This is a genomic window from Psychromonas marina, from assembly GCF_030161115.1.
GTDB classification, from domain to species: domain Bacteria; phylum Pseudomonadota; class Gammaproteobacteria; order Enterobacterales; family Psychromonadaceae; genus Psychromonas; species Psychromonas marina.
On the sequence record NZ_BSPQ01000010.1, the window covers coordinates 100,246 to 124,491 of the forward strand.

Annotated in this window: 17 protein-coding genes; 6 read left to right on the forward strand and 11 right to left on the reverse strand. The window is 38.1% G+C overall.

Features of this window, described 5'->3' with window-relative positions; translation table 11 throughout:
* Window positions 1-418 precede the first annotated feature (418 nt).
* Together QQK09_RS11285 and QQK09_RS11290 are read left to right on the forward strand one after the other, a co-directional pair.
* Window positions 419-4,849 carry a response regulator gene (locus QQK09_RS11285; RefSeq protein WP_284204383.1) on the forward strand — a complete coding sequence of 1,477 codons (4,431 nt, stop codon included), beginning with the start codon at window positions 419-421 and terminating at the stop codon, window positions 4,847-4,849.
* Window position 4,850: 1 nt separating this feature from the next.
* Window positions 4,851-5,732: a diguanylate cyclase gene (locus QQK09_RS11290; RefSeq protein WP_284204246.1), complete on the forward strand. Its 882-nt coding sequence runs from the start codon at window positions 4,851-4,853 to the stop codon at window positions 5,730-5,732.
* Between the two features lie 55 nt (window positions 5,733-5,787).
* Here the strand turns inward: QQK09_RS11290 and ychF are convergent, their stop codons facing one another.
* The 9 genes from ychF to mtnN form a co-directional block, all read right to left on the reverse strand.
* Entirely contained in the window at window positions 5,788-6,879 is a 1,092-nt protein-coding gene (gene ychF, locus QQK09_RS11295; RefSeq protein ID WP_284204247.1) for a redox-regulated ATPase YchF, read from the reverse strand.
* Window positions 6,880-6,903: 24 nt separating this feature from the next.
* A complete protein-coding gene (pth, locus tag QQK09_RS11300; protein ID WP_348532709.1) occupies window positions 6,904-7,476 on the reverse strand; it encodes an aminoacyl-tRNA hydrolase in 573 nt (190 codons plus the stop codon).
* A gap of 20 nt (window positions 7,477-7,496) precedes the next feature.
* Window positions 7,497-8,117 (reverse strand): 50S ribosomal protein L25/general stress protein Ctc, encoded by a 621-nt coding sequence (locus QQK09_RS11305; protein WP_284204249.1) that lies wholly within the window; start codon window positions 8,115-8,117, stop codon window positions 7,497-7,499.
* A gap of 246 nt (window positions 8,118-8,363) precedes the next feature.
* Window positions 8,364-9,311 carry a ribose-phosphate pyrophosphokinase gene (locus QQK09_RS11310; RefSeq protein WP_284204250.1) on the reverse strand — a complete coding sequence of 316 codons (948 nt, stop codon included), beginning with the start codon at window positions 9,309-9,311 and terminating at the stop codon, window positions 8,364-8,366.
* An 88-nt stretch (window positions 9,312-9,399) separates the two neighbouring features.
* Complete coding sequence (gene ispE, locus QQK09_RS11315; protein ID WP_284204251.1) at window positions 9,400-10,254, reverse strand: 4-(cytidine 5'-diphospho)-2-C-methyl-D-erythritol kinase; 855 nt, start codon at window positions 10,252-10,254, stop codon at window positions 9,400-9,402.
* A 16-nt stretch (window positions 10,255-10,270) separates the two neighbouring features.
* Window positions 10,271-10,885 carry a lipoprotein insertase outer membrane protein LolB gene (gene lolB, locus QQK09_RS11320; RefSeq protein ID WP_284204252.1) on the reverse strand — a complete coding sequence of 205 codons (615 nt, stop codon included), beginning with the start codon at window positions 10,883-10,885 and terminating at the stop codon, window positions 10,271-10,273.
* 458 nt (window positions 10,886-11,343) lie between these two features.
* Window positions 11,344-13,020 carry a DNA repair protein RecN gene (gene recN / locus QQK09_RS11325; RefSeq protein ID WP_284204253.1) on the reverse strand — a complete coding sequence of 559 codons (1,677 nt, stop codon included), beginning with the start codon at window positions 13,018-13,020 and terminating at the stop codon, window positions 11,344-11,346.
* Window positions 13,021-13,139: 119 nt separating this feature from the next.
* A complete protein-coding gene (locus QQK09_RS11330) occupies window positions 13,140-14,108 on the reverse strand; it encodes a cobalamin biosynthesis protein (RefSeq protein WP_284204254.1) in 969 nt (322 codons plus the stop codon).
* The gene (mtnN, locus tag QQK09_RS11335) at window positions 14,109-14,804 is read right to left on the reverse strand and encodes a 5'-methylthioadenosine/S-adenosylhomocysteine nucleosidase (protein WP_284204255.1); all 696 of its coding nucleotides are present in this window, start codon (window positions 14,802-14,804) and stop codon (window positions 14,109-14,111) included.
* A gap of 146 nt (window positions 14,805-14,950) precedes the next feature.
* On the opposite strand from mtnN, the gene tyrS reads away from it, so the two are divergent.
* The 3 genes from tyrS (at window position 14,951) to QQK09_RS11350 (ending at window position 19,701) form a co-directional block, all read left to right on the forward strand.
* Window positions 14,951-16,222 carry a tyrosine--tRNA ligase gene (gene tyrS / locus QQK09_RS11340; protein WP_284204256.1) on the forward strand — a complete coding sequence of 424 codons (1,272 nt, stop codon included), beginning with the start codon at window positions 14,951-14,953 and terminating at the stop codon, window positions 16,220-16,222.
* A gap of 8 nt (window positions 16,223-16,230) precedes the next feature.
* Window positions 16,231-16,890: a hypothetical protein gene (locus QQK09_RS11345; RefSeq protein ID WP_284204257.1), complete on the forward strand. Its 660-nt coding sequence runs from the start codon at window positions 16,231-16,233 to the stop codon at window positions 16,888-16,890.
* 288 nt (window positions 16,891-17,178) lie between these two features.
* Window positions 17,179-19,701 (forward strand): sensor domain-containing diguanylate cyclase, encoded by a 2,523-nt coding sequence (locus tag QQK09_RS11350; RefSeq protein ID WP_284204258.1) that lies wholly within the window; start codon window positions 17,179-17,181, stop codon window positions 19,699-19,701.
* Window positions 19,702-19,768: 67 nt separating this feature from the next.
* Here QQK09_RS11350 and folE2 read toward each other — a convergent pair whose 3' ends face one another.
* Window positions 19,769-20,689: a GTP cyclohydrolase FolE2 gene (gene folE2 / locus QQK09_RS11355; RefSeq protein WP_284204259.1), complete on the reverse strand. Its 921-nt coding sequence runs from the start codon at window positions 20,687-20,689 to the stop codon at window positions 19,769-19,771.
* 251 nt (window positions 20,690-20,940) lie between these two features.
* Here folE2 and arcB point away from each other — a divergent pair, with 251 nt between their 5' ends.
* Entirely contained in the window at window positions 20,941-23,193 is a 2,253-nt protein-coding gene (gene arcB / locus QQK09_RS11360) for an aerobic respiration two-component sensor histidine kinase ArcB (RefSeq protein WP_284204260.1), read from the forward strand.
* A gap of 174 nt (window positions 23,194-23,367) precedes the next feature.
* On the opposite strand, the gene QQK09_RS11365 is transcribed toward arcB, so the two are convergent.
* Window positions 23,368-24,228, reverse strand: coding sequence for a tetratricopeptide repeat protein (locus QQK09_RS11365; protein ID WP_284204261.1), 861 nt, complete (start codon window positions 24,226-24,228; stop codon window positions 23,368-23,370).
* Window positions 24,229-24,246: the final 18 nt, after the last annotated feature.

Consider the following 24,246-nt stretch of genomic DNA (forward strand, 5'->3'; position numbering starts at 1 on the left):
AATAGCTTTGTTAGATAAATAACAATAAGCAGTATAGAAAATACAATCTGCCAGTGGCTAGTCATAATGAAGACATTGCTGAAGGCGTTAAAAATAGTCATCATTTACTCTTATAAAAAGATGGATATTCATTGCAATGCATCCTATTTCGGGGCTCTAAATTCTCTTGCGATCGGAGATAACCCATCAGTTTGTTGAAATATTTCCCTCAATAGCTATAAACATCTGAATCTAAAATAAAATGTTGTAGCCTACGAAGATCCACCTTACTTGCTTATAATCTATGATTAGATAGTTACTAACTTCAAATTACTCACAAATAATGATGTAAAATATAGGTTTTTAAGGTAATAAATTAATGACTATTGTTTTCTGCTCTACAATTTAAGCATGAATTAAAGGAGCATTGGCTGTGAGCATGAGAGATGGAAAAAATATTAGAAAATATAAGTCATTATTTAGCCAATTATTGTTTTGGTTTCTTCTCCTATCGATAGTGCCCGTCAGCATGACCTCTTGGGTAACCTTACAGCAAGCAAAACAAAGTCTCATCAATGAGACGGAAGAAAAACTCTATCAAAGCTCTGAAGCGAAGCATCAATTCATTAATAATTGGTTTAGTTATCGTTTTATGGATATCAAAACGCAATCGAGTGCAAAAATAAATTATCGCTTACTTCAAGATTTAGCCTACGGTTGGTCTAAAAGTGAGCAACCATTAAAACAGTATATTACGGGTTATGACTGGGCATTTAGAACAGATATATTACGTGAAGATTTGGTTAATTTAAGTACTAATTATGATTACATTTACGATATTTTTTTAATTGACGTGGAAGGGAATATTTTATTCACGGTAAAGGAGGAGGAGGATTTAGGTGAAAATTTATTAACTGGCACCTACTCAACAACTAAATTATCTCAAACAGTGGCTGCGACCCTAAATCAGGGCACAACATTATTTTCTGATATCGAGCGTTATGGGCCTTCAAACAATATACTCACAGGTTTTTTGAGTGCGCCCTTAATTGACGAAGGCGAAGTCATTGGCGCATTCGTTATTCAACTAAGGTTAGATCGTATTTTTAATCGTTTAGTACATGAATCTTCAGCTAACACTTCTCAGTCCCACTATTTAGTTGCTGAAGATAGTTTATTGCGCAGTCCCATTTATGCTGATTTTAATACGGTCTTGAACGATAAAATTAATACAGAACAATTTAAACGTTGGATTGATGAGGATCACCAATCACATCAACCAAAGCATACGAAAACAGCTGTGTTTGAGTATCTAGGCCCAAACAATAAAAAAGTTTTTGGTATACACCAATTGGTTGTCATTAATAATATTCGCTGGGTATTAATTAGTGAAATAGATAGTGAAGAAGTATTACAAACTAGTACAGATATTGCGATCGTGGTATCCATCATTTTACTATTGTCAGTGCTGATGATTATTATCATTTCCATTATTCAAGCTAAACGCATCACTCGCCCATTACAAAGACTTTCTGAAGCAAGTCAAAATGTAGCGCAGGGAAAAAATAATCAGCAAGTTGATATTACTTCTAATAATGAAATTGGTAGGTTAGCTGATTCATTTAATGAGATGCTAAATAAACAACAGCAAAATGAACATGAAATAAAACAGAGTAATCGCCAGTTACGAGGTGCATTAAATGAGCTTAATTGCCAGCAATATGCATTAGACCAACATGCTATCGTTAGCATTACCGATCGTGCGGGCAACATTGTATATGCGAATGATAAATTTTGTGACATTAGTGGTTATAGTCATGATCGGCTAATTGGTGCTAATCACCGCATTTTAAACTCTGGTGTACATTCCGATGCTTTTTTTACTGAGCTCTATGAAACTATTTCAAGTGGCAATGTTTGGCAGGGAAGAGTCTGTAATCAAAGTAAAAATGGGCGACATTACTGGGTAGAAACAACGATTACACCCTATAAAGACGAAAACGATACGATACAACAATATATCTCCATCCGTACGGATATCACCAAACAAAAAGCATTTGAAGAGCAGCAAGAGGCAAGTCTTAAAGCGGCTGCAATCAAACTCGCCATTACTAATATTTTCACCACTTCGCACTCTTTGAGACAACAGTTAGTAGAAAGTTTATTACACCTTTTTGAGTTGCCTAATTTCAAATTAAAAGCTAAAGCCAGTTTGTACGTTTTTAATGAACATAATCAATCGTTGGAAATGGTCGTAAGGCAAGGGAAATTTAGCTTTATGGAGAAAAGCCTTGAAGCTCAATTGCCGGCAATGTGTGAGCAAGCATTGCAAAGTAATTGCATGACCATCAATCCTAGTTGTACAGATGAATTGTGCTTAGATACTCAAGAGCATGGTCACTATGTTATCCCGCTTAAGGTGGAGAGTGAGGATAATAATGTTAACCCTGCAAATTTAGTGGGGGTAATTTTAATATTTACTGAAGAAAATAGTGGTTTAGATGATTACCAAGTGCAGTTATTAGAAGAAGCTGCCGCTATTTTTACTAATGCTATTTTACGCCATAAAGCCAATAAATTATTAAAAAAAGCAACCGAAAGTGCAGAACAAAGTAACCTACTAAAAGGAGAGTTTTTAGCCAGTATGAGTCATGAAATACGTACTCCAATGAATGGAGTACTAGGTATGTTAGGTTTACTGCTTAATAGTGAGCTAAATGCAGATCAAAGTCATAAAGCAAAACTTGCCAAATCCAGTGCAGAATCCCTATTGGTGTTGATTAACGATATTTTAGACTTCTCAAAAGTGGAAGCAGGAAAAATGGAACTCGAAGTTATCGATTTTGATATTAGAGATATGCTTGGAGATCTTTGTGAATCAATGGCATTACGTGCGCATGAAAAAGATATCGAGATAATTTTAGATGTAACCGAAGCAGAATTTTCAATGGTTCAAGGTGATCCGGGGCGCTTACGTCAAATAGCGACCAACTTATTGAGCAATGCAATAAAGTTCACTGATAAAGGTGAAGTAAAACTGACCGCTGAGATGCATGAAGGAAAATCGGGTGAAATATTATTAACCTGCCATGTTGCGGACTCAGGTATCGGTATCCCTGATGACAAAATTAATAATTTATTTGAGGTATTTACTCAAGTTGATGCTTCAACGACCCGTAAATATGGTGGCACAGGCCTAGGTCTTGCTATCTCTAAAAATCTTTGCCAATTGATGAAAGGTGATATACGAGTAAAAAGTGAGTTTAATAAAGGCAGTATTTTCACGTTCACTGCCATTCTTCATGAAAGTCAGCAGTCTCAACGTGTATTTCCAAATGTAGATATTAGTAAATTAAACTTATTAATTGTTGATGATAATGCCACCAATTTAGAAGTCTTACGTGGTCAGGTCGAGCATTGGGGGGCAAATGTGATAGAGGCAAGTAGTGGCCAGCAAGCCCTTGATATTTGCCAGCAACGTCTCGCTTCTGGAGACAAAATTTTTGATGTCGCGTTACTCGATATGCAAATGCCCGAGATGGATGGTGCGGAGCTTGGCAGACTATTACGTGCTGAGCCGTACTTTGATAAAATGAAATTAGTGATGATGACCTCGATTACTTTTAATAACGAAGTTAACTTTTTTTCTGACCTTGGTTTTAATGCCTATTTCCCTAAACCCGCAACTACTTCTGATCTTTTCAAAGCGTTAAGTGTTGTTGTTGATAATGAATATAATAATAATAAAACGCAACCAATGGTTACCCACGATTATTTAGCATCTTTGGCTTATAAAAACAGTGATAAGATCACCGTTGATAAATCAACTGTGAAAATATTATTAGTTGAAGATAATAAAGTAAATCAGATGGTTGCAGTGGGAATTCTAAAAACATTTGGTTTTAGTTGTGACGTTGCAGAGGACGGTTTACAGGCACTTAATACACTGAAACAAGCCAGTAAAGAGACGCCATATCAATTAATCTTTATGGATTGCCAAATGCCTGTGATGGATGGTTATGAAAGTACTGAAAAAATTCGAGCAGGTGAAGCGGGCGAGTATTATAAAGAGATACATATCATTGCGATGACGGCCAATGCGATGCAGGGCGACCGTGATAAGTGTTTACAGTGTGGGATGAATGATTATGTTGGAAAACCAATAAATGCCACACTATTGGAAGAAAAGATAACTCAGTGCTTGCTTGATATTGCAGAGCGAACAGAAAAAAATGCGCTTGAGGAATCAACTTTGAGTGAGGAAAGCTTTATTGTTTGGAATCAATCAGAAGCATTAAATCGATTTTTTAATGATCAATCATTACTTATTTCATTAATGACTACATTTATAGAAGAGAATAACTCAAAAATAGCGCAGTTAGATGCTGCAATTAAAGCTAAAAATAACCAACAGGTCCTATTATTAGCGCATACGATTAAAGGCGCGAGTGCTAATTTGGGAGGAGATAAATTAGCACATTATTGTTCTGAGCTAGAACTGAGTGTTAAATCTAACACGACTGATAAGTATTCATTATTATTGGCTGATATTGAAGTTAGCTACAATGAACTTATAAATTCATTTCAAGTTTATATGAACGACTCAGAATCACAGCAACCAACTCAGGTGCAACCTTCCTATGAACAACAAATTCGCTTTTTAACACAATTAAATGAGCGTTTGGCAGAAAACGATTATATTGAAAGCTCAGAGTTAACCCCTTTGATGTCAGAGGAACTTCCCCAACATATACAAACACTCTTCTCGCAATTAGAGCAGCAGCTTACGTTGTTTGAATTCGAGGCGGCACAGCAAGTAACAGTGAAATTAATTAATCAGTTAAAAATGGTTAATAGAGGAGACGTATAAGATGTCAGAAAAAGCATTAGTTCTTATTGTTGATGACTCACCGACTAATTTGCAAGTTTTAGCCTCTTGTGTAAAAAATTGCCATCGAATTAAAGTTGCCACTAGTGGCGAACAGTGTTTACAAATAGCACAAGCGTCACCTCAGCCAGATCTTATTTTACTGGATGTTGAAATGCCTGGTATGAATGGGTATGAAGTGTGTGAGCAACTAAAAGCATCATCACTCACTGCTTCCATTCCTGTTATCTTTGTCACAGCACTGCAAGGAGATGAAGATGAAAGAAGAGGGCTTGAACTCGGTGCTGTTGACTACATTACTAAGCCGATCCGTCCTGCGATTGTTATTGCGCGTGTAAATACACATATCACCTTGAAATTACAACGTGATAAATTAAATAAGATGGCATTCTATGATCAATTAACAGGACTTTATAATCGTCATTACCTTATTGATGTCGCGACTAAAAAAGTAGCTCGCTCATTAAGACATCATTATGACTTATGGGTGTTGATGATCGATATAGACCACTTTAAACAAATTAATGATAATTATGGTCATCCGATGGGAGATGATATATTAAAAAAAGTTGCTGAAGTATTAGTGCTTGATAATCGAACTGAAGATCTTGCTGCCCGATTTGGTGGGGAAGAGTTTGTTGTTATGTTTGACCCGAGCGATGACTCCGATGCTGTCATAAAAGCACAACGAATATTGAAAAAAATCAGTAAACTTAAACCACACAATATTAGCGTCACGGTAAGCATCGGTATGGCTAAAGTTGTGGCAGAAGATGGTAATTTTGAAGGCGTATTAAAGCGTGCAGATCAGGCATTATATCGTGCTAAAGATAATGGACGTAATAGGCTGGAAATAGCTCGCTAATGGTGAAATAAAAAAACAACCCTAAGGTTGTTTTTTTATTTCAATTTATTACCGATTAAACGTTAAAGCGGAAGTGAATAACATCGCCATCTTGTGTGATGTATTTCTTACCTTCTAAACGCCATTTACCTGCGTCTTTTGCGCCCGCTTCACCGTTAAATTCGATGAAATCATCGTAACCAACTATCTCTGCACGGATAAAACCACGCTCAAAGTCGGTATGGATTACACCTGCTGCTTCTGGTGCAGTTGCACCTACTTTAACAGTCCAAGCACGTACTTCTTTAACGCCTGCTGTGAAGTAAGTTTGTAAGTGTAGTAGTTGGTAACCACTGAAGATAACACGGTCTAAACCAGGTTCATCTTGGCCAATTGCTTCCAGAAAATCTGCTTTGTCTTCTTCATCAAGTTCTGAAATTTCAGATTCAATTGACGCACAAACTGGTACTACAACAGCATTTTCTTTTTCTGCAATTGCGCGAACGATATCTAAGTATTCGTTATCTTCAAAGCCATCTTCTGCAACGTTTGCAATATACATGGTTGGCTTGCCTGTTAAGAAGTTAAGATAAGCAATGGCTTCCTTCTCTTCTTTTGTTAAATCCAAACCACGTACCATGCCATCATTTTCAAGATGTGCTTTAATTTTCTCTAATACAGGTAGTTCGAATTTAGCGTCTTTATCGCCGCCTTTGGCTTTTTTAGCAATGCGTAAAATACCACGGTCACAGCTTTCTAAATCAGCGAGTGCAAGTTCTGTGTTGATGATATCGATATCATCTTGTGGATCTATTTTACCTGATACGTGAACGATATTATCATCTTTGAAACAACGTACTACGTGGCCAATTGCATCTGTTTCACGGATATTTGCAAGGAACTTATTACCAAGGCCTTCACCTTTAGAAGCACCTTCAACTAAACCTGCAATATCAACAAATTCCATTGTTGTTGGTAATACACGTTCTGGGTTTACAATCTTAGCTAGCTTATCAAGGCGTGGATCTGGCACTGGTACGATGCCGGTATTTGGCTCGATAGTACAAAACGGAAAGTTAGCCGCTTCAATGCCTGCTTTAGTAAGTGCGTTAAAGAGAGTTGATTTACCTACGTTTGGTAAACCTACGATGCCACATTTGAAACCCATGTTGTAAACCTTTTATTTAAATAATTATTGTGCTTTAAAGCTATGTAAGCGATTCATCGCTTTAGCTAGCCCGTCTTGGCCTAAAATCGGCGTACAACGTGCTGCTTCATCAATACTTTGGTCAATTAAATCTTGTTCGCCTCTTGGTGCTTTTCCAAGAACAAAACCACTGACTCTATTTTTGTCACCCGGGTGACCAATACCTATACGCAGACGGTAAAAATTCTTATTATTACCTAGCTTACTAATAATATCGCGTAAACCATTGTGTCCACCATGACCACCACCTAATTTAAACTTCGCAACACCAGGAGGAAGATCAAGTTCATCATGTGCGACAAGGATCTCTTCGGGTTTGATACGATAAAAATTCGCCATTGCAGCAACAGATTTGCCACTAAGGTTCATAAAGGTAGTTGGGACAAGAAGTCGAATATCGTTGCCTGCAAATTGAATACGACCAGTTAGGCCATAAAATTTTGCTTCAGCTTTAAGTTGGATATTTTCTTGTGAGACGAGTTGGTTTAGATACCATTGGCCGGCATTGTGTCTGGTATGAGCATATTCGGGGCCTGGATTAGCCAGGCCCACAAGCATTTTAATCGTTGTTGACACGATTACTCAGCTGCTGCTTCTTCTGCTTCTGCTGCTTCTTCAGCTACTGCTTTCTTAGAGATAGCAATAGTTGCAACAGGAAGATCATGTGCAGTGCCTTTAGAAAGCTCTACAGATTCAACACCTGCTGGGAATACTAGATCAGAAAGATGAACTGTAGCACCAAGTTCAACAGTTGCTAAATCAACTTCGATGAATTCTGGTAATGCACCTGGAAGACAAGATACTTCAACTTCGTTAGTGATGTGAGAAACTGCACCACCTGCTTTAACTGCTTCAGCTGTCTCTTCATTTAAGAAATGTAGAGGCACCATTGTGTGTAGTTTTTGTGAAGCATCAACACGTAGAAGATCTAAATGTTGGATTTGGTCTTTAAACGCGTGACGTTGGATAGCTTTAAGCAATACTTGCTCAGATACACCATCGATTTCAAGATCAAGAATTGAAGAGTAAAACGCTTCAACAACTTCAACTTTACGTAATTCTTTTTGTTCAAAAGTAAGTGATACTGGCTCTTTGCCTGCACCGTATACGATTGCTGGTACTAGGTCTGCGTGACGAAGGCGGCGGCTCGCACCTTTCCCAAGGTCAGTACGTGTTTGTGCAACTAATTTAATAGACATGGTGTAACTCCAATAAAGAGAAATCGATTATTCGTTTCTCAAATTTAAATAGATTTTATCTTGCGACCAGATAAAACCACCTTTCAATAAACACCAAATGGTGAGTACAAAAAAGGCGCGCCATAATAACGCACCCGGGATGTTTGTACAATTGAAAAGCAAAAAAAAACGCCTTTAGGAGGCGTTTTTTTAGTTTATTGGTTTAGTTTGATTTTTTAATTATTAAATCAAGCTAAATCCTCCAAACTAGTAGTGAAACATTGCAGAAATAGACTCTTCGTTGCTTACGCGACGAATTGCTTCAGCTAGCATGCCACTTAATGTCAACTGCTTAACTTTACCTGTTGCAAGCACTTCATCAGAAAGCGGGATAGAATCAGTTACAATGAATTCATCAATGACAGAGTTTTTGATGTTTTCAATCGCTTTACCTGAAAATACAGCGTGTGTTGCGTATGCATAAACAGAAAGTGCACCGCGATCTTTTAACGCTGCTGCTGCTTGACATAATGTACCGCCAGTATCGATCATATCATCTACGATAATACAATGACGGCCTTCAACATCACCAATTAGGTGCATTACTTGTGCGACATTGGCTTTAGGGCGACGTTTGTCGATAATCGCAAGGTCTGCGTCATCTAATAACTTAGCGTGAGCACGAGCACGTACTACACCACCGATATCAGGTGAAACAATCATTGGGTTATCTAATTTTTTCTCTAACATATCTTCAAGTAGAACTGAGCTACCAAATACGTTATCAACAGGCACATCAAAGAAACCTTGAATTTGCTCTGCATGAAGGTCTACCGTTAAAACACGGTCAACACCTACATTTGATAAGAAGTCTGCAACAACTTTTGCTGTAATTGGCACACGGCTAGAACGTACACGACGATCTTGGCGAGCATAACCAAAGTAAGGAATAACGGCAGTAATACGGCCAGCAGAAGCGCGACGCATTGCATCGATCATTACGATCAATTCCATTAAATTATCATTGGTTGGTGCACAAGTTGATTGTACGATGAAAATATCATCGCCACGTACATTTTCGTTAATCTGTACGTGAATCTCTCCATCACTAAAGCGTCCAACTTCTGCGCTTCCTAGTTTAATGAAAAGACGATCAGCAATTTTTTGTGCTAATTCTGGTGTCGCGTTACCTGCAAATAGTTTCATATTTGGCACTGTGAGGACCTCTGTCATCCTGATAGTTGATATTAAAAAGCGATATGCTCAATAACATGGGTGGTGGGGTTTAATCAACCACACTAATTTATTTTAGGGTCGATAAAAGCGCATTTACGGGTGACTTGTTTAAGCCTTTACAGGCAAAAGCAGTTAACCATTGGGGACTTTTATCTAAAACAACTTGTGCTTCTTGGGCTGTTGCAAAAGTGCTAAAAACACATGCGCCAGTACCAGTCAATCGAGTCGGGGCGTATTCTACCAACCAGTCGATAACCTTGGCAACCTTCGGGTAGTTATTTTTTACGCAGGGTTCGCAGTCATTTAGCCAAATTTGACTCATTAACTGTGATATTGATCTCTTTTTTGTGTCTCGGATTAACTGTTTATCCTTGAATACTGTTGGCGTTGAAATATGACACGCTGGCACAGCAACGATGTAGTGATGCTCAGGGGGGGAGACCATTGTTAATTGTTCTCCAACACCTTCCGCAAGTGATGCTTCACCGGCAATAAAAATAGGTAAATCAGCACCTAATGAGAGACCGATATCTGAAAGTTGCAACCTTGTTAAGTTGAGGTTCCAGTGATAATTTAATGCTATTAATGTGGTCGCAGCATCGGAAGAACCGCCTCCTAAACCACCACCCATCGGTAAATTTTTTTCAATATGTATATTTGCACCTAAATTTTGACCACTTACTTTCTGTAGCATCGTGGCTGCTTTGTAGATTAGGTTGTCTGTGACGGGTAGATCTTTTATCTCTGGTGTAAGTGTAATTTTACCGGATAAATTTGTTGTAATAGTTAAATAATCACACAAGTCTATAAATTGAAATAATGTTTGTAATTCATGGTAGCCGTCTTCACGTTGTCCATTAACATATAAAAACAGATTAAGTTTTGCCGGTGCAGGCCAGCGGATAGTATCAAGTTTAACCATATCGTAATCGTATCTTCTAATTTGTTTGTGTAGGAGCTGTTATTTCCCACTTTGAAATAGCAAATTTTAGGCGTAAATTGTCGCGTGTAAGTTGTAGTCTGTGGGGCAGGTTCGTATTATTCAGAGAGCGATAATCACTATAGTCAATTACCCAAATCCCACCTGTTTGATCATTTCCAAGTAAGTGGCTTACTTGGTGATTTTCATTTAATTGGTAACTTGCATCACTTGGGTTACCTTTTATCCATTGCTGTAACTGATTGATAGGTAGTTCCATGCCTGATAAATCTTTAATCAACTGTTCGCTATTGTCTGAGACATAGTGCTTACCATCAGCATCTATAACAACCGTTTGTAGGGCGTTTTTTTGGATCTCTAACACACTCATACCTAAAAATGTAGTGAGTCGAATATGAAACTGTTGTGCCGTTTGCTGCCAGTGTATATTGACACTATTACGTTCTTCGGGTGTGATAATGGCTAATTTCCCGGAGAATGACCAATCAGTTAATTGTTCAAGTTGCGCTTGCTGAGTAGCCCATGAGCTATTTTGTTGCACTTCAGTCTTTGGTAGTTGTGCACAACCGCTAAAGAGGAGAGGTAGTAACAGATAATAAAAGCGATATTTCATGATAATGATTTCAACCTGTTCATTTAATGAGAGTAATGATGTTATTCGTTAGTGCTTTGATAAGCAGCTATTTTATTCATATCACTAACTATTTTCTACTTATTATAAAAGGTTTAACACAGTTAAGCTGTAATTCATGTTTTGTCCGAAATTATTTCTCTTATGTAATTGCTGATCACGCTAATAATTGTATTGATATATTATTTTAGATAATTTAAATAATAACGGATCAATGCCTATCAAAGTATCAATATTTTTACCGAATAAATTATTTTTGGGGCGTTATGTTTTTTGCTGATAGTTTATAAAGAAGTTAATTTGTAATAAAAGCAATGACACAGTGGGGAGGGGAGAGTGTTTTAATGAGGGGATGATAAATGAGTAAGCCTAAGGGGGAAGTCAAGATTTAAACCCGCTTACAACTTACTCATAGCAACTGAGTTGATGCTAGCTAACTATTAACCGGCGACGAGAAGTTCCTGCGCGTTTGCGAGAGTATGTGTAGTAATATTATCGCCTCCGAGCAACCGTGCTAATTCATTAAGCCTATCTTGCTCATTTAAGCTAATCATCGTTGTATTAGTAATTTTACCGTCGCTTTGTTTGGTCACGAACATCTGCTGATGTCCATTTCCTGCAACCTGAGGAAGGTGAGTAACACAGAATATTTGTGTGTTTTCGCCTAAGCTACGTAGCAGTTTACCAACAACAGAAGCTGTTGCACCACTGATACCTACATCGACCTCATCAAAAATAAGCGTAGGGGTGGCAACACGTTGACTGATAATTACCTGCATTGCCAAGCCAATTCGAGATAATTCACCGCCCGATGCAACTTTAGCTAAGTTTTGTAATGTCTGCCCAGCATTTGTTTTAACTTGGAATTCAATATTATCTAGGCCTAATGGGCTTAGTGATTTATTTGCGCTTTCGAGCAATTCAATATGAAACACACCATCTTCCATATTTAGTTTTTGAATGCTAACCGTTATTTTTTTGCTTAACTCTTTAGCATATCGGCTACGGCTGAGGCTTAATTTTTTTGCATGCTGGTAGTAATTTTGTTCTGCTATTTCAAGATCTGCTGTTAACTGTTCAATTTGCTGTTCACCACTATTAAGCTGTTTGAACTCTTTACTTAACTTCTGATGATGCGTAAATAAAAACTCAGGCTGTACTTGATGTTTACGCGCAAGGGACAATGCGTCACTCATGCGTGTTTCTAATTGCTGGAACTGTTCAGGGTCAAGCTCTAGGTTTTCACTGAAATGGCGTAGTTCATAACTTGCATCTTCAATTTGAATCACAGCTTCCTGCAACGTAGCAACAATATTTTCTAGATTTTTATCATTTTCAACCTGTGCTTCAAGTGCGCTCACACTGCTCCGTAAAAGCGTTAAAGCATCAAACTCTTCGCCATCACTGAGTTGATTTAGGCTAATTTGACAACTTTCTAATAATGCACCGCTGTTGGCTAATCGTTTATGTTCTGTTTCAACCTGTTCAAATTCATCTTCACCTAATGCAAACTCATCGAGTTCTTGAATCTGATATTCTAATAATTGTTTACGGGCTTGTTTTTCTTGTTGATTAGCTTGTTGTTGTTTAAGTTGTTTATTTAAGAAATGCCAACCTTGATAGGTATCTTTTACTTTTTGTAGTAGTTGATCATGTGCGGCATACTCATCAATAATAGAAAGCTGAATATCACTTTTTAGTAAGCTTTGGTGGGCATGTTGTCCATGAATGTTAACCAGTAATTGGCCTAAACTTTTTAATTGTGAAACGGGGACGGGCGTGCCATTGATATAAGCGCGTGAGCGACCATCTTTATTAACCGTTCGGCGTAATAAACATTCACTGCTATCATCTTCATTTTCAAGATCATTAGTGAGTAACCATTGCTTGGCATGAGGCGTATCAGACAAGGTAAAGCGTGCACTTATTTCAGCTTTGTCGGTTCCTACTCTGACCATGTTGGCATCAGCACGAGACCCCAAGCATAAACCCAGTGCATCAATCGCAATTGACTTACCTGCGCCCGTTTCACCGGTAATGGTCGTCATACCTGTGTTGAAGTCTAATTCTAAAAATTGAACGATAGCAAAATGTTGTACGGTTAATTGGTTAAGCATAGTTTTTACACCTTAAAACGACTGTTTATAAATACAGTTTAATACTGTTTTTATAAACAGTAAAGTAAAGGTGTGAAATTTTTGTGAGCTATTATTTGTTATCGATACGAATATATTGCTTAACGAGACATAAATGCAAGCAGCAATGGGAAGAAGGTATAAGCTGAGAAACAAAACAACCAAAACCAAGCACTTAAGCTGATTCGTTGTAATGAGAGTGCTATTTTATCAACTCCCGGTGCATCATGACTGCCGAGTGTGGCATAGGTTACTTTATGGTCCTTATATAAACGTACTCCTCCGACTTGAAACTGCATACCCAATGCAAAACTAGAGAGCATTAAACCCGATGAAAAATGATGCCAGTGTAAACTCTGCTTTAACTCTGTAGGTAGGTTTCGCAGCGGTCTGTCATAAAGAGAAAAGGTTAAGCTGACAAGTAAATGGGCAGGAAGCAGCATGGCTGAATAGATAAAGCTAGGAATACTAGCAAGGGTCGTAAATTCTGGCTTTTTAGCATTCCATTGTTGTGCACAAACTTGCACTATTCGATAAAAAAGTGCCCCATAAATCCCTGTTAACATATACCAAAATAATACTGTAAACCATGATGCGCTGAGTTGCAGCACCATAGACTCGATGGTCGCTTTATTAACCCCAACTAAAGAGAGTGGCTTTGTTTCTCGCTCGGCAACGGAGGCAAGTTTAAATTTTGCCTGCGCTAGATTATTGTGCTGCAGTGCATTACTTATTTGTAAATAGACCGTTTTTTTATCGTGCCAAGAAAGCAGTACAAATAAGAGTAAAATATCGAGAAAAGTGGGATAAATAACAATGTTATAAAGCTGAATAATGATCAGGAGTATTGGAAAGTAGATTAAGGAAATGGAGAGCAGGCTCGCTAAACGTTTATAGCTGGCGTTGCGCTCCTTTAAATTAATCTTCACTGCAATGCGCTTAAAAATAAGCTCAATAGCAGAAAGCGGATTAAGATCTTTAGGCAGTGATACAAAAAATGAGAGCAGGGCAACGACTATTACTGAAAAATAGTGGCTGTACTGCTCTATAAAATTAAGGAATAGATCCATTTAACTCAGTCTGTTAAGGATTGCTTCAACGAGTATAGAGGCATTTTTAGCAGCAATGGGAAGATATTGCTCAAATGAGAGTTCTGACTTTTTACCGGCAATATCAGACAGTGAACGAATAATCACAAAAGGCACGTCAAACTGATGGCAAACCTGTGCAATTGCAGCGGCTTCCATTTCACAAGCAGCCATTGTAGGGAAGTTATTGCGTGCAATCTCTGCTTTTTGTGGGTCGGCCATAAAGATATCACCAGTACAAATTAAACCTTGGATGATATTAAGACCTTCAATTGTCTGTGCTGCATCTTGTGCAACGTCAATTAGCTTCTTATCGGCGATAAATGCAGCAGGCAGTTGTGCCATCTGACCAATTTCATAACCAAAAGCAGTTAAATCAACATCGTGAAAGCGCACTTCTGTAGAAATAACAATATCTCCGACATTCAACTTACTATCATAACCGCCAGCAGAACCTGTATTGATGATTGTATCAGGTTGAAAACGTTCGAGTAAAAGTGTTGTGGCAACAGATGCCGCTACTTTACCAATACCTGACTTCGTTAAAATAACTTCTTTGCCATTAAGTTGGCCTTGGTAGAACTCACAGCCTGCAATAATGGTTGTTTGAATATTGTCCAATTTTGCTTTCAGGATGCTTACTTCTTCATCCATTGCGCCAATAATACCTATTTTCATCGTTTAACTCTCTGTAATATCATCATAAAAGCCTAATGTTAGCACAATCAGACTAACTTCTTCACTCAATGGTTTTTTTGTTTCTATTAACTGTGTAAAATCCATCAACATATATAACACAGTTAAATGAATTAGGGACCACAACTATGAATGCTTTACTTGAAGATTTAAAAGCGCGCGGACTTGTTGCACAAACAACGGCTGATGAAGAGTTACACGAACATTTATCAAGTGGTTGCCAAACACTTTATTGTGGTTTTGATCCAACAGCCGACAGTTTACACATCGGCAGCTTAGTACCGCTACTAACTCTTAAACGTTTTCAAGATGCAGGTCATAAGCCGCTTGCTTTAGTAGGTGGTGCTACTGGTTTGATTGGTGACCCAAGCTTTAAAGCGGCTGAACGTAAATTAAATACTGACGACGTCGTTGAAAACTGGGTGAATAAAATCAGAACTCAGGTAAGTGCATTTATTGAATTTGGCGATAAAGAAAATTCAGCTGAGGTGGTTAATAACCTTGATTGGATTAGTAAAATGGATGCAATCTCATTTTTACGTGATGTAGGTAAACATTTCAGCGTGAATGCGATGATTCAAAAAGAGTCTGTAAAACAACGTATCGACCGTGAAGGTGCTGGTATCTCTTTCACAGAATTTAGCTACATGTTATTACAATCATACGATTATGCAGCGCTTAATAAGATGAATGGTTGTTCTTTACAAATTGGTGGTTCTGACCAGTGGGGTAATATCACTGGTGGTATTGACCTAACACGCCGTATGAATCAAGAGAAAGTATTTGGTTTAACACTACCCTTGGTAACCAAAGCAGATGGCACTAAATTTGGCAAAACAGAATCGGGTACAATCTGGTTAGATGCAACTAAAACATCACCTTATGCATTCTACCAGTTCTGGATCACTACGTTAGATGCAGATGTTTACAAGTTCCTACGTTACTTTACTTTTCTATCCGTGGAAGAGATTGAAGCGATTGAAGCTAAAGATAAAGAGATTAAAGGGCGTCCAGAAGGTCAAGCGATCCTAGCAAGAGAAGTGACACGTATCGTACATGGTGAAGAGGGACTTGCTTCTTCAGAGCGTATTACAGAAGCGCTATTTTCTGGTGATTTAAGTGCACTTAGCGAGTCTGATCTTGCGCAACTTGCACAGGACGGTCTACCAACGACGGAAGTTGTTGAATCTGAAAAAAGCTTAGTGGAATTGCTTACTAGCTGTGAATTAGCTAAATCAAATAAAATGGCGCGAGAGTTTATCAAAAATGGTGCTGTAAGTATTAATGGTGAAAAAGCGTCAGACAGTGAAATGGTACTGCAAAAATCAGATGCATTGTTTGGAAAGTATACTGTCATTAAACGTGGTAAGCGTTTGTTCAACTTGTACATATGGAAATAGAAATAAAAATGACAATTAAAAAAATAGCAATAACAGCACTCTCTCTGTGCAGTGCACCTTTGCTCGCTAATGTACAACAAAGTACAGAAGATTGGCCTGACTTGAGTGATCCACGAGCGGTATACTCAAGTGTTTCTATTGCTGCAGGTAATGATGGTGTGAATCTATCTGCAACCTATGGTGGATACTTAAACGGGCTGTATAAGCATAAATTTACCGTTGAAGCGATGAATGACCTTGAATACTATAATGTAGATTACATGGTCATTAATGCGAATACGGAGACAGGTTTTGCGCTTGAAAGTACCTGGAGTCGTGATAATTGGAAAATTGACGATCATAACGATACTTCAGTCGGAATTTTTACTAAAATCCCATTAATGGGTAATCAGTTAAATGTTTACCCTAAATTAGATGTTGGTATGATTTGGGGAGAAGATATAAAAACGACAACCTACGTTAAGCTAGATGCAACAACGCGTTATAGTATTGACCATATGTTTTGGGTTGGCGTAACACCTACGTATACCTATGCGATGCAAGGTTATGAGCTCAACGAGTGGGAAGTTACATTCGATGCTGGTGTGCAACTTTCGGAAGCATTTTCATTCGTTGCGCATATTGATGATGATTTAGATTTTTCGTTTGATGTGGTGTTTACTTTTTAGTTTGCGATGCCGATAACGACTAATATTATTGAGACGGTCACTTTATAGTGACCTTTTTTATGCCGAAGTTAATATCGATTACTTATTTTTTCTCTTTGGTTCATTTTCTGATAACAATAGAATATGTTTAAGAAAACTAAATAAGTAACACCTGCCAACTATTTGGTTAAATTGGTATTAATTAATCAGGAAAATGTGAAGGCTAGCAAGTAACGCCTATTATAAAATTACCTTTCCTTACACAGTGGGCTAAAGTTAATGGCTCTGATCTATTTTGGATTCTTTATAATGTTTAAACGGTTTTTATACCTTATCCTACTCCTATGCTGCTCTGCTTCCTCTTTTGCAGTGTTAAAAGAATCGACTAAACCACAGAAAATTAATGTTTATTTAGAGCAAAACCTCCCTTATTCTGGTATTAATTCAAATAATGAAGCACTGGGACTGTATGGACAATATTGGCAGAGCTGGTCATCAAAAACGGGTATTGCTGTAGAGTTTGACCTTTATTCTGAGCAGGATTTACATCATCTATTGTCAGAAAATAGCCCTGCTGTTTATAGCGGTTTAACGCCTCCTCTCATTACCGATAATACAATCAATAAACTGGGCTTGATAAATGTCAGCGCTGATTTTTATTATTTTTCGCCTCTGGCTGAAAAAATGTCCCAAGCTTTAATTGAGAGAAAAAAGAGTATTATTGTTGGCGGGTTATTACCTGAAGCACAACAACTTATTGTAGGTAATAACAATATAAATTATCAGCAATACCCTGGGTTATTGGAATTATTGTTAGATCTTTTTAATAATAAAATTGAAGCAATAGTTATGTTTAACATTGGTCCAGAAAAAAGCAGCTTGATGGATACTTTGTTAACCCAGTTTTTGAAAAGCACTTCTATAGAGGGTGACACCAACTCGCTTTTTGTTTACCTACCTGCTGAACAACAAGTTCTGCTCGAATGGCTTCAATGGGGAAACCAGTTTTCGTTAACTAATGATGTCGCCCCGTTTTTTCTTGCGTTAAATGAACCTTGGTGGGGAACTTCTGTAGATATGGCACGTAATATTGCTATTGTTTTTGCTGTGCTACTGTTGTTTATTATTTTTAGTCGTTCAAAACGTAAAAAAGATCGTCAATTTAAAGATGTCTTAGACTCTTCTCCCTATCCACTGGCTATTTTTGCACTTGATGGCAACACACTTTTTTATCTTAATGATGAAGTGAAGTCATTATTTCCGTTTAAAAAGAAGAATAAAAAATTCATCTTTGAAGAAGCAGAAAATCAATTGCTATTATCTCGCTTTATTAACAAAGCAAGTCATCAAACTGTTATTGATAATGGCCTAATGCGCCTACTAGTAAATAATACATTTCATGATATTGAAATTTCAGCTAAGCGTATCCATTACCAGCGTAAAACTGCTTGGTTATGCCATCTTAAAGATGTCACTGCATTGCTTAGTGCAGAACAAAAATTGATCGAAGAGCGAGAGTTGTTACGTAAAGTTTTGGATTCTATTCCTGAGCAAATTGCTTTCAAATCCCCGAAAGGAAGCATTATTGGCTGTAATACTGCATGGGCAGAGGCAAATCATACGACCGTGAGTCATGCAACGGGACGGAGTGCTGCTGATATGTTACCGATTGAAATGCTTAAAAAACAGAAGCTGCAGGAATCTGCCGTTTGGAAAGGAGAAACTTACAATACTCAAGAGTGGGTTAGTCAGAAAAAATCTATTGATATGAGTTTAGTGAATATTACTAAAGTACCACTTTATAATGATAAAGGAATTATTTTTGCAATTCTGACCATTGATAATGACATCACCGCATTGCATAACCTCAGTAAACAGTTAAAAGATGAAAATTTACAGCGTAAAGAGACAGAAAAAGAGTTAAGTAAACAAAGCCTATTATTGTCTACTGTTTTCGATGCGAGTTATGACCCAATCTGTTTGTTAGATGATGAAGGTAGAATTATTAGCGCAAATAAATCATTCGCAAAACTATTAAATTCAACACCAGATGAAATTATTGGCCGTTTGCAACGTGATCTTTTATCGTCAGATCGTGCTGATTGGGCTGCTCGTCAAAATCAAGAAGTCCTCGAGTCTGGAGAGCCCCTTACTTTTGAAGATTTAATCTTTAGCGGTGATAAGAAAACGTGGTATGAAGTACATAAGGCTCCTTTTAATGATGAACAAAGTCATTCAAAAGGTATTATTATCATGGCTCGTGATATTACCGCGCATAAATTGACCGAAGAAAAACTTAACTCTGATGCTTCTCATTTTGAGCAAAAGATGCTCCACGACCCGCTCACAAATATCGCCAATCGACGTGCTTTTGATGAGCACTTTGAACGCTTATGGCAAGAGACAAGTAGTGAACAAGAGATGCTCTCGGTGGTGATGTGTGACATTGATTATTTCAAACCCTATAACGATAACTATGGCCACCAGATGGGCGATGAGGCACTGAAGTTGATTGCCTTAGCATTACATGAAACCGCGAGTAAGATGGGCTGTTTAGCTGCACGTTACGGGGGAGAAGAATTTGTGGTTATTATTAAAGGCGGCAATGCAACTAAGGTATTGCGCGCGGTTGAAAAACTTCAAGAGGCCGTTCATCAAACCCAAGTCGAGCATCTTTATTCTGAAGTAAGCCGTTATATTACTGTCAGTATGGGGTTATCAAGTATTTTCCCGAGTGATCTTAATACCATGAAAATGTTAGTAGCTGAAGCTGATGCGGCTTTGTATGATGCGAAAATCTCTGGGCGCGACCAAATTAGTGTACACAATTAATGTTTAGCTTTAATCATAAAAAAGGGAGCTCAATGAGCTCCCTTTTTCATTTTTAAACAACTAAGCGTTATGGTTGATACCCGCCTGCAATGCCTTTAGTAGTAATTGAAACGGCATCATGTGCATGTAAGCTTTCATAATGGTTAACACGTAACCAAAAATCATCAAATTTAACCTGTGGGTGTAATGCATACTGAAGTTGACGCGCTGCATCTTCACAGAACATGAGGTTCTGACCATTTAGGCGTGCAAATTCTTGCTCATCTTCACGTTTTACTGCTGCTTGAACAGGTGTCTTAAGCGTATCTTCTATCAGATCAATGAGCTCAATAACTGGGAAGCTATTGTTATCTGCATTAAGCTTAACTTTTACTTCAACAACACTTCGTTGGCTATGCGGTGTTGCAACAATGCCTTGTGTAGAGCCTAACCACGCTAAAATTTCATCTTTTTCAATATTATCTTGTTCTGCGTATTGCTGTGCAAAAGTATCTTGAATTAGTTGGCGAGCAAGTGCTGCTGAACAAGGGCAGGTAGATGAATAAGGCACGTTAACCTGGAGTTCAAAGTTAAACTCACCGTTTATAAGTTGACCAATAATGACGACAGGGTAAGCTTTCCAACCACGTTTTTCACTGATCAGTGATTTACGTCGTAGGTGATAGTCAAATGAAAACTTTACAAATGCTTGTTGGCTCAGCTCATGGTGGCTTTCGATAAACCCTTCGAGCAATGTAGTAAGCGTTTCTAATGTTAACTCTGACTCAGTTGATAACTGATCAAGTTGAAGGTACAAACGAGACATGTGAATGCCCTTTGCTTGTGCATCACCAAGGTTCACAAACAGTTCAGCGCTAGCGCTAACTTGTTGTGGCGCACAGTCATCCGTTTGTACCATTAGTGGTAATTCAATGTTGCTCATTCCAACGCGATCAAGTGTACCTTCGGTTTGAGCTTGTGCGCTATTTGCGATATCTGGCATTGCCATGAGAAAAAACTCCCTTCAACAGGATATTAAAATTAGTAAATTGAGGCGAAGCATTATAAACGTCTTCGTAACAATTAAAAACCACCAAATGAAAAGGATTATCAATGATTACTGATATCGCTTACTTATTGAGCTTTAAAGAGTAATATTCATTGGGAAACTAAAAATTAATCACTAATATGTGTATATTCATCATCTTTAAAATAAATATCCCATACAATTTACTTTTCACTAACTTAGTTGAGCCTATCGTGAGCATTTTTAATTTAAAAACTTGGGTCCATTATTATGTATCGCTGTTAAAACGGTTAGGTGCATTTCGTTTTAGTCTGTTATTGGCGATTGCCATTATTAGTGCCGATTCAATATTGCAGATATTACTTGGACAATACTTTAATGATCCGCTGGATATTGCCAATATCTCTCGATCATTTATTCTTGGAATGCTGATAACACCTTGGGCGGTGTATTTCTTAACCGTAGTGGTGGGCGATCTCGAAGATGCACGGCAACGATTAGATAACACGGTTGAGCGTTTACAAGAGCTGCTCGCTAAAGATCAGCAAAAAACACGCGAGCTTGAGTTTGAAATCATTGAGCGTAAAAAAGGGCAGCGCCTATTAGAGGAGCATACTATTCTTTTACGCTCTTTTTTAAATACCTCATCAGATCTTTTTTTCCATCGAGATCTAAAAGGGGCCTTTGTCAGTTGCAATAAAGCAATGGAACTTGTGACTGGGCGGAGTGAAGTCGAATTGATCGGTCTCACCCCCTTTGATATTTATCCCGAAAGCTATGCACAAGAAGTCGTTACGCGTGATCAAAGAGCGCAGGAGACTGAGCAGGAACAGATTCATGAGCATTGGTTGAACTATCCCAATGGGCGTCGTGCTTTTTTTGAAGTGCGTGCTTTACCACTTTACAATGCACAACATATTTGTGTCGGAGTGATCGGTTTTGGCCGTGATATTACCGATCGTAAAAAACATCAAGAGTCATTAGAGAAAGCGAGTCGTGATAAAACGACATTTATTTCAACTATTAGTCATGAGCTTCGTACACCACTTAATGGTATTGTTGGTCTAAGTCGTATGTTGCTTGATGAGCAGTTAACGGCAGAGCAAATTAAGCATTTAAAAACGATTCATATGAGCGCGATTACCTTAGGTAATATTTTCAATGATATCGTTGACCTTGATAAACTCGATCGGAGGCGTTTAAATTTAGTCACTAACAACATCAATATGATTGATTTTATTAGTGATCTAGAAAGTCTCGCTTTTATCCAGACAGAGCAAAAAGGGCTAACTTTAACGTTTGAGCAACTGGGGACGTTACCAACCTACATTGAGGCAGATAATACTCGCCTACGCCAAGTATTATGGAACTTTGTGACCAATGCGGTTAAGTTTACCGAGTCAGGAACCGTGAGTATTCGTTGTTTTTGTGAGCAGGATGAAAATGAGCAAGCACTGCTCTGTTTTGAAATACAAGATTCCGGTATCGGTATTCCTGCTGATCAGTTAGAAAAAATCTTTGCGATGTATTATCAAGTAAAGGGCAATCGTCATGCTACGGGCACAGGGATTGGTCTTGCAGTTTCCAAAAGTATTGTTGATGCAATGCAAGGACGAATAACCGTCGACAGTGAACTTGATAAAGGCAGCACATTTAAGCTCTCTTTACCCATTAAGTGGCCTGATGAAAATAGTGCCAATATAACCAAAGCGATCGACTTACCTTCGATTTCTATCTTGATGGTGGAAGATATTGCTTTAAATGTGGTGGTTGCAAAGGCCTTATTAACAAAATTAGGTCATCAAGTAGATGTTGCTGAAAATGGCGAGCAGGCCTTAGAAAAAGTAGCTAATAATCAATATCAGCTTATTTTGATGGATATTCAATTGCCAGATATGGATGGCTATCAGATAACCTCGTTACTTCGTCAGCGTCACCAACAGCTGCCTCCTATTGTAGCGTTAACAGCAAATGTTTTTACTAATAAAGAGTCCTTCATTAATAAAGGAATGGATGATGCGTTAGGGAAACCACTGACGGTGACTTCCTTTAATAATATGATTAAACACTTCTTCACTGAGCAGTCTTCACCTACCGAGGTGAAAGGGGTTGTCATTAAGAGTACGCCAACTGAATCCGTTGAAGCACTCTTTGATACAACGATGCTGATTGAGTTATTAGAGTTTCTTCCAACTTCCGTTATGCTCGATAATATTGCGTTGTTTGCGAAAATGATGCCTGATTATATGCAGGTATTAGAATCCAACATGGTCGCGAAAGATCAAAAAGGAATTGTTAGCGAAGCACATAAAATTAAAGGTGCTGCAGGCTCGGTAGGGTTAAAACGTATTCAGCAACTTGCTCAAAAAGTGCAATCACCAGACTTACCAGCTTGGTGGGATAATATTGACGATTGGGTTGAACTGATGCGTGCAAATTATGAAAGTGATCTCGTAGAATTGAAGAAGTGGTTGGTTAAACAATAAGAATAAAACAGTTGTTAGCTATCAACTTTTGGCTGCTAGTAAGGTCAAAGGCAGTCGTTAGTTGGTCGTTATTAGTATGAACAGGGATATGCCCCCCGTTGCATAGATTAAATACGGGGGGGAGCTACGAGTAGCAAACATCGATACTCGCTACTCGACACTATGAGCCTTGTTTTACCCATGCTCTCCTGAAATCAATAGCTCAAATTTTTCATTACCCTTAAGGTTTTCAAAGTCTGCCTCTTCAGCGGCGAGCTCTTTAAGTGCAGGGCGACCATCAATAGCTTGTGTTAAGTCATAAATCGCTTGTTCTTCAACACCTAAGCATGCATAGGCACAAGCGCGTTGATAAAGCGCATTTTCGTTCTTATCATCAACTTCTAGTACGCGGTTACAAATACTCAATGCCCAGTGAAACTCACGCATCTCCATTGCTGTATCGGCTTTTGAAGTTAGCGCCTCTAAATCACCAGGACGAATCTTTAAAATTTCATCGTAAGCTTCCATTTTTTGTGCGGGTGTTTGCCCCTTTTGTGCACGCAGCCATAAGTTGTGAATTTCATTAATTTTTTCAATTTCAATATGGTTATCGGCAATACGTCGGGTCTTACGGCGTAAATCTGTTTCTAACGTTTGGAATTTTTTCTCATATTGCTCAGAGATCTGTTTTAGTTGTTGATTGGCTGTCTTTTTAGTATTTTCACGAATTTCACGTAGTGATTGCCAACCAATCATCGCAATAAGGGAGGCAACTCCTGCGATAATATAGAAAAAATAGGTCACTGTATTAGAGGCATAACCGAGTGATTTATCTGCTACATCGAGTTCCCTCTCTGTTATATCGATAGTCAGGCGTCGCTCTAAGTCTTGAAAATCATGGCGTAACGATTTGAGTTCATCTAATACATAGCGCTCAACCAAGGGTTTTTCAAAAAAACCTTGGTTTTTATTACTGGTCTCGGTTTCTGGATTGCCATTAGCCCAAAGTACACTGGTTGTGAAACATAAAAAGATAAAAACTATTAATTTGTGCAAGGTGTATTCCTCTAGTTT

Bases quoted from the DNA above. Each gene is read 5' to 3' on its own strand.
- QQK09_RS11285 (WP_284204383.1), top strand. From the start codon at position 419: ATGAGAGATGGAAAAAATATTAGAAAATATAAGTCATTATTTAGCCAA.
- QQK09_RS11290 (WP_284204246.1), top strand. From the start codon at position 4,851: ATGTCAGAAAAAGCATTAGTTCTTATTGTTGATGACTCACCGACTAAT.
- ychF (WP_284204247.1), bottom strand. From the start codon at position 6,879: ATGGGTTTCAAATGTGGCATCGTAGGTTTACCAAACGTAGGTAAATCA.
- pth (WP_348532709.1), bottom strand. From the start codon at position 7,476: ATGCTTGTGGGCCTGGCTAATCCAGGCCCCGAATATGCTCATACCAGA.
- QQK09_RS11305 (WP_284204249.1), bottom strand. From the start codon at position 8,117: ATGTCTATTAAATTAGTTGCACAAACACGTACTGACCTTGGGAAAGGT.
- ispE (WP_284204251.1), bottom strand. From the start codon at position 10,254: ATGGTTAAACTTGATACTATCCGCTGGCCTGCACCGGCAAAACTTAAT.
- lolB (WP_284204252.1), bottom strand. From the start codon at position 10,885: ATGAAATATCGCTTTTATTATCTGTTACTACCTCTCCTCTTTAGCGGT.
- recN (WP_284204253.1), bottom strand. From the start codon at position 13,020: ATGCTTAACCAATTAACCGTACAACATTTTGCTATCGTTCAATTTTTA.
- QQK09_RS11330 (WP_284204254.1), bottom strand. From the start codon at position 14,108: ATGGATCTATTCCTTAATTTTATAGAGCAGTACAGCCACTATTTTTCA.
- mtnN (WP_284204255.1), bottom strand. From the start codon at position 14,804: ATGAAAATAGGTATTATTGGCGCAATGGATGAAGAAGTAAGCATCCTG.
- tyrS (WP_284204256.1), top strand. From the start codon at position 14,951: ATGAATGCTTTACTTGAAGATTTAAAAGCGCGCGGACTTGTTGCACAA.
- QQK09_RS11345 (WP_284204257.1), top strand. From the start codon at position 16,231: ATGACAATTAAAAAAATAGCAATAACAGCACTCTCTCTGTGCAGTGCA.
- QQK09_RS11350 (WP_284204258.1), top strand. From the start codon at position 17,179: ATGTTTAAACGGTTTTTATACCTTATCCTACTCCTATGCTGCTCTGCT.
- folE2 (WP_284204259.1), bottom strand. From the start codon at position 20,689: ATGGCAATGCCAGATATCGCAAATAGCGCACAAGCTCAAACCGAAGGT.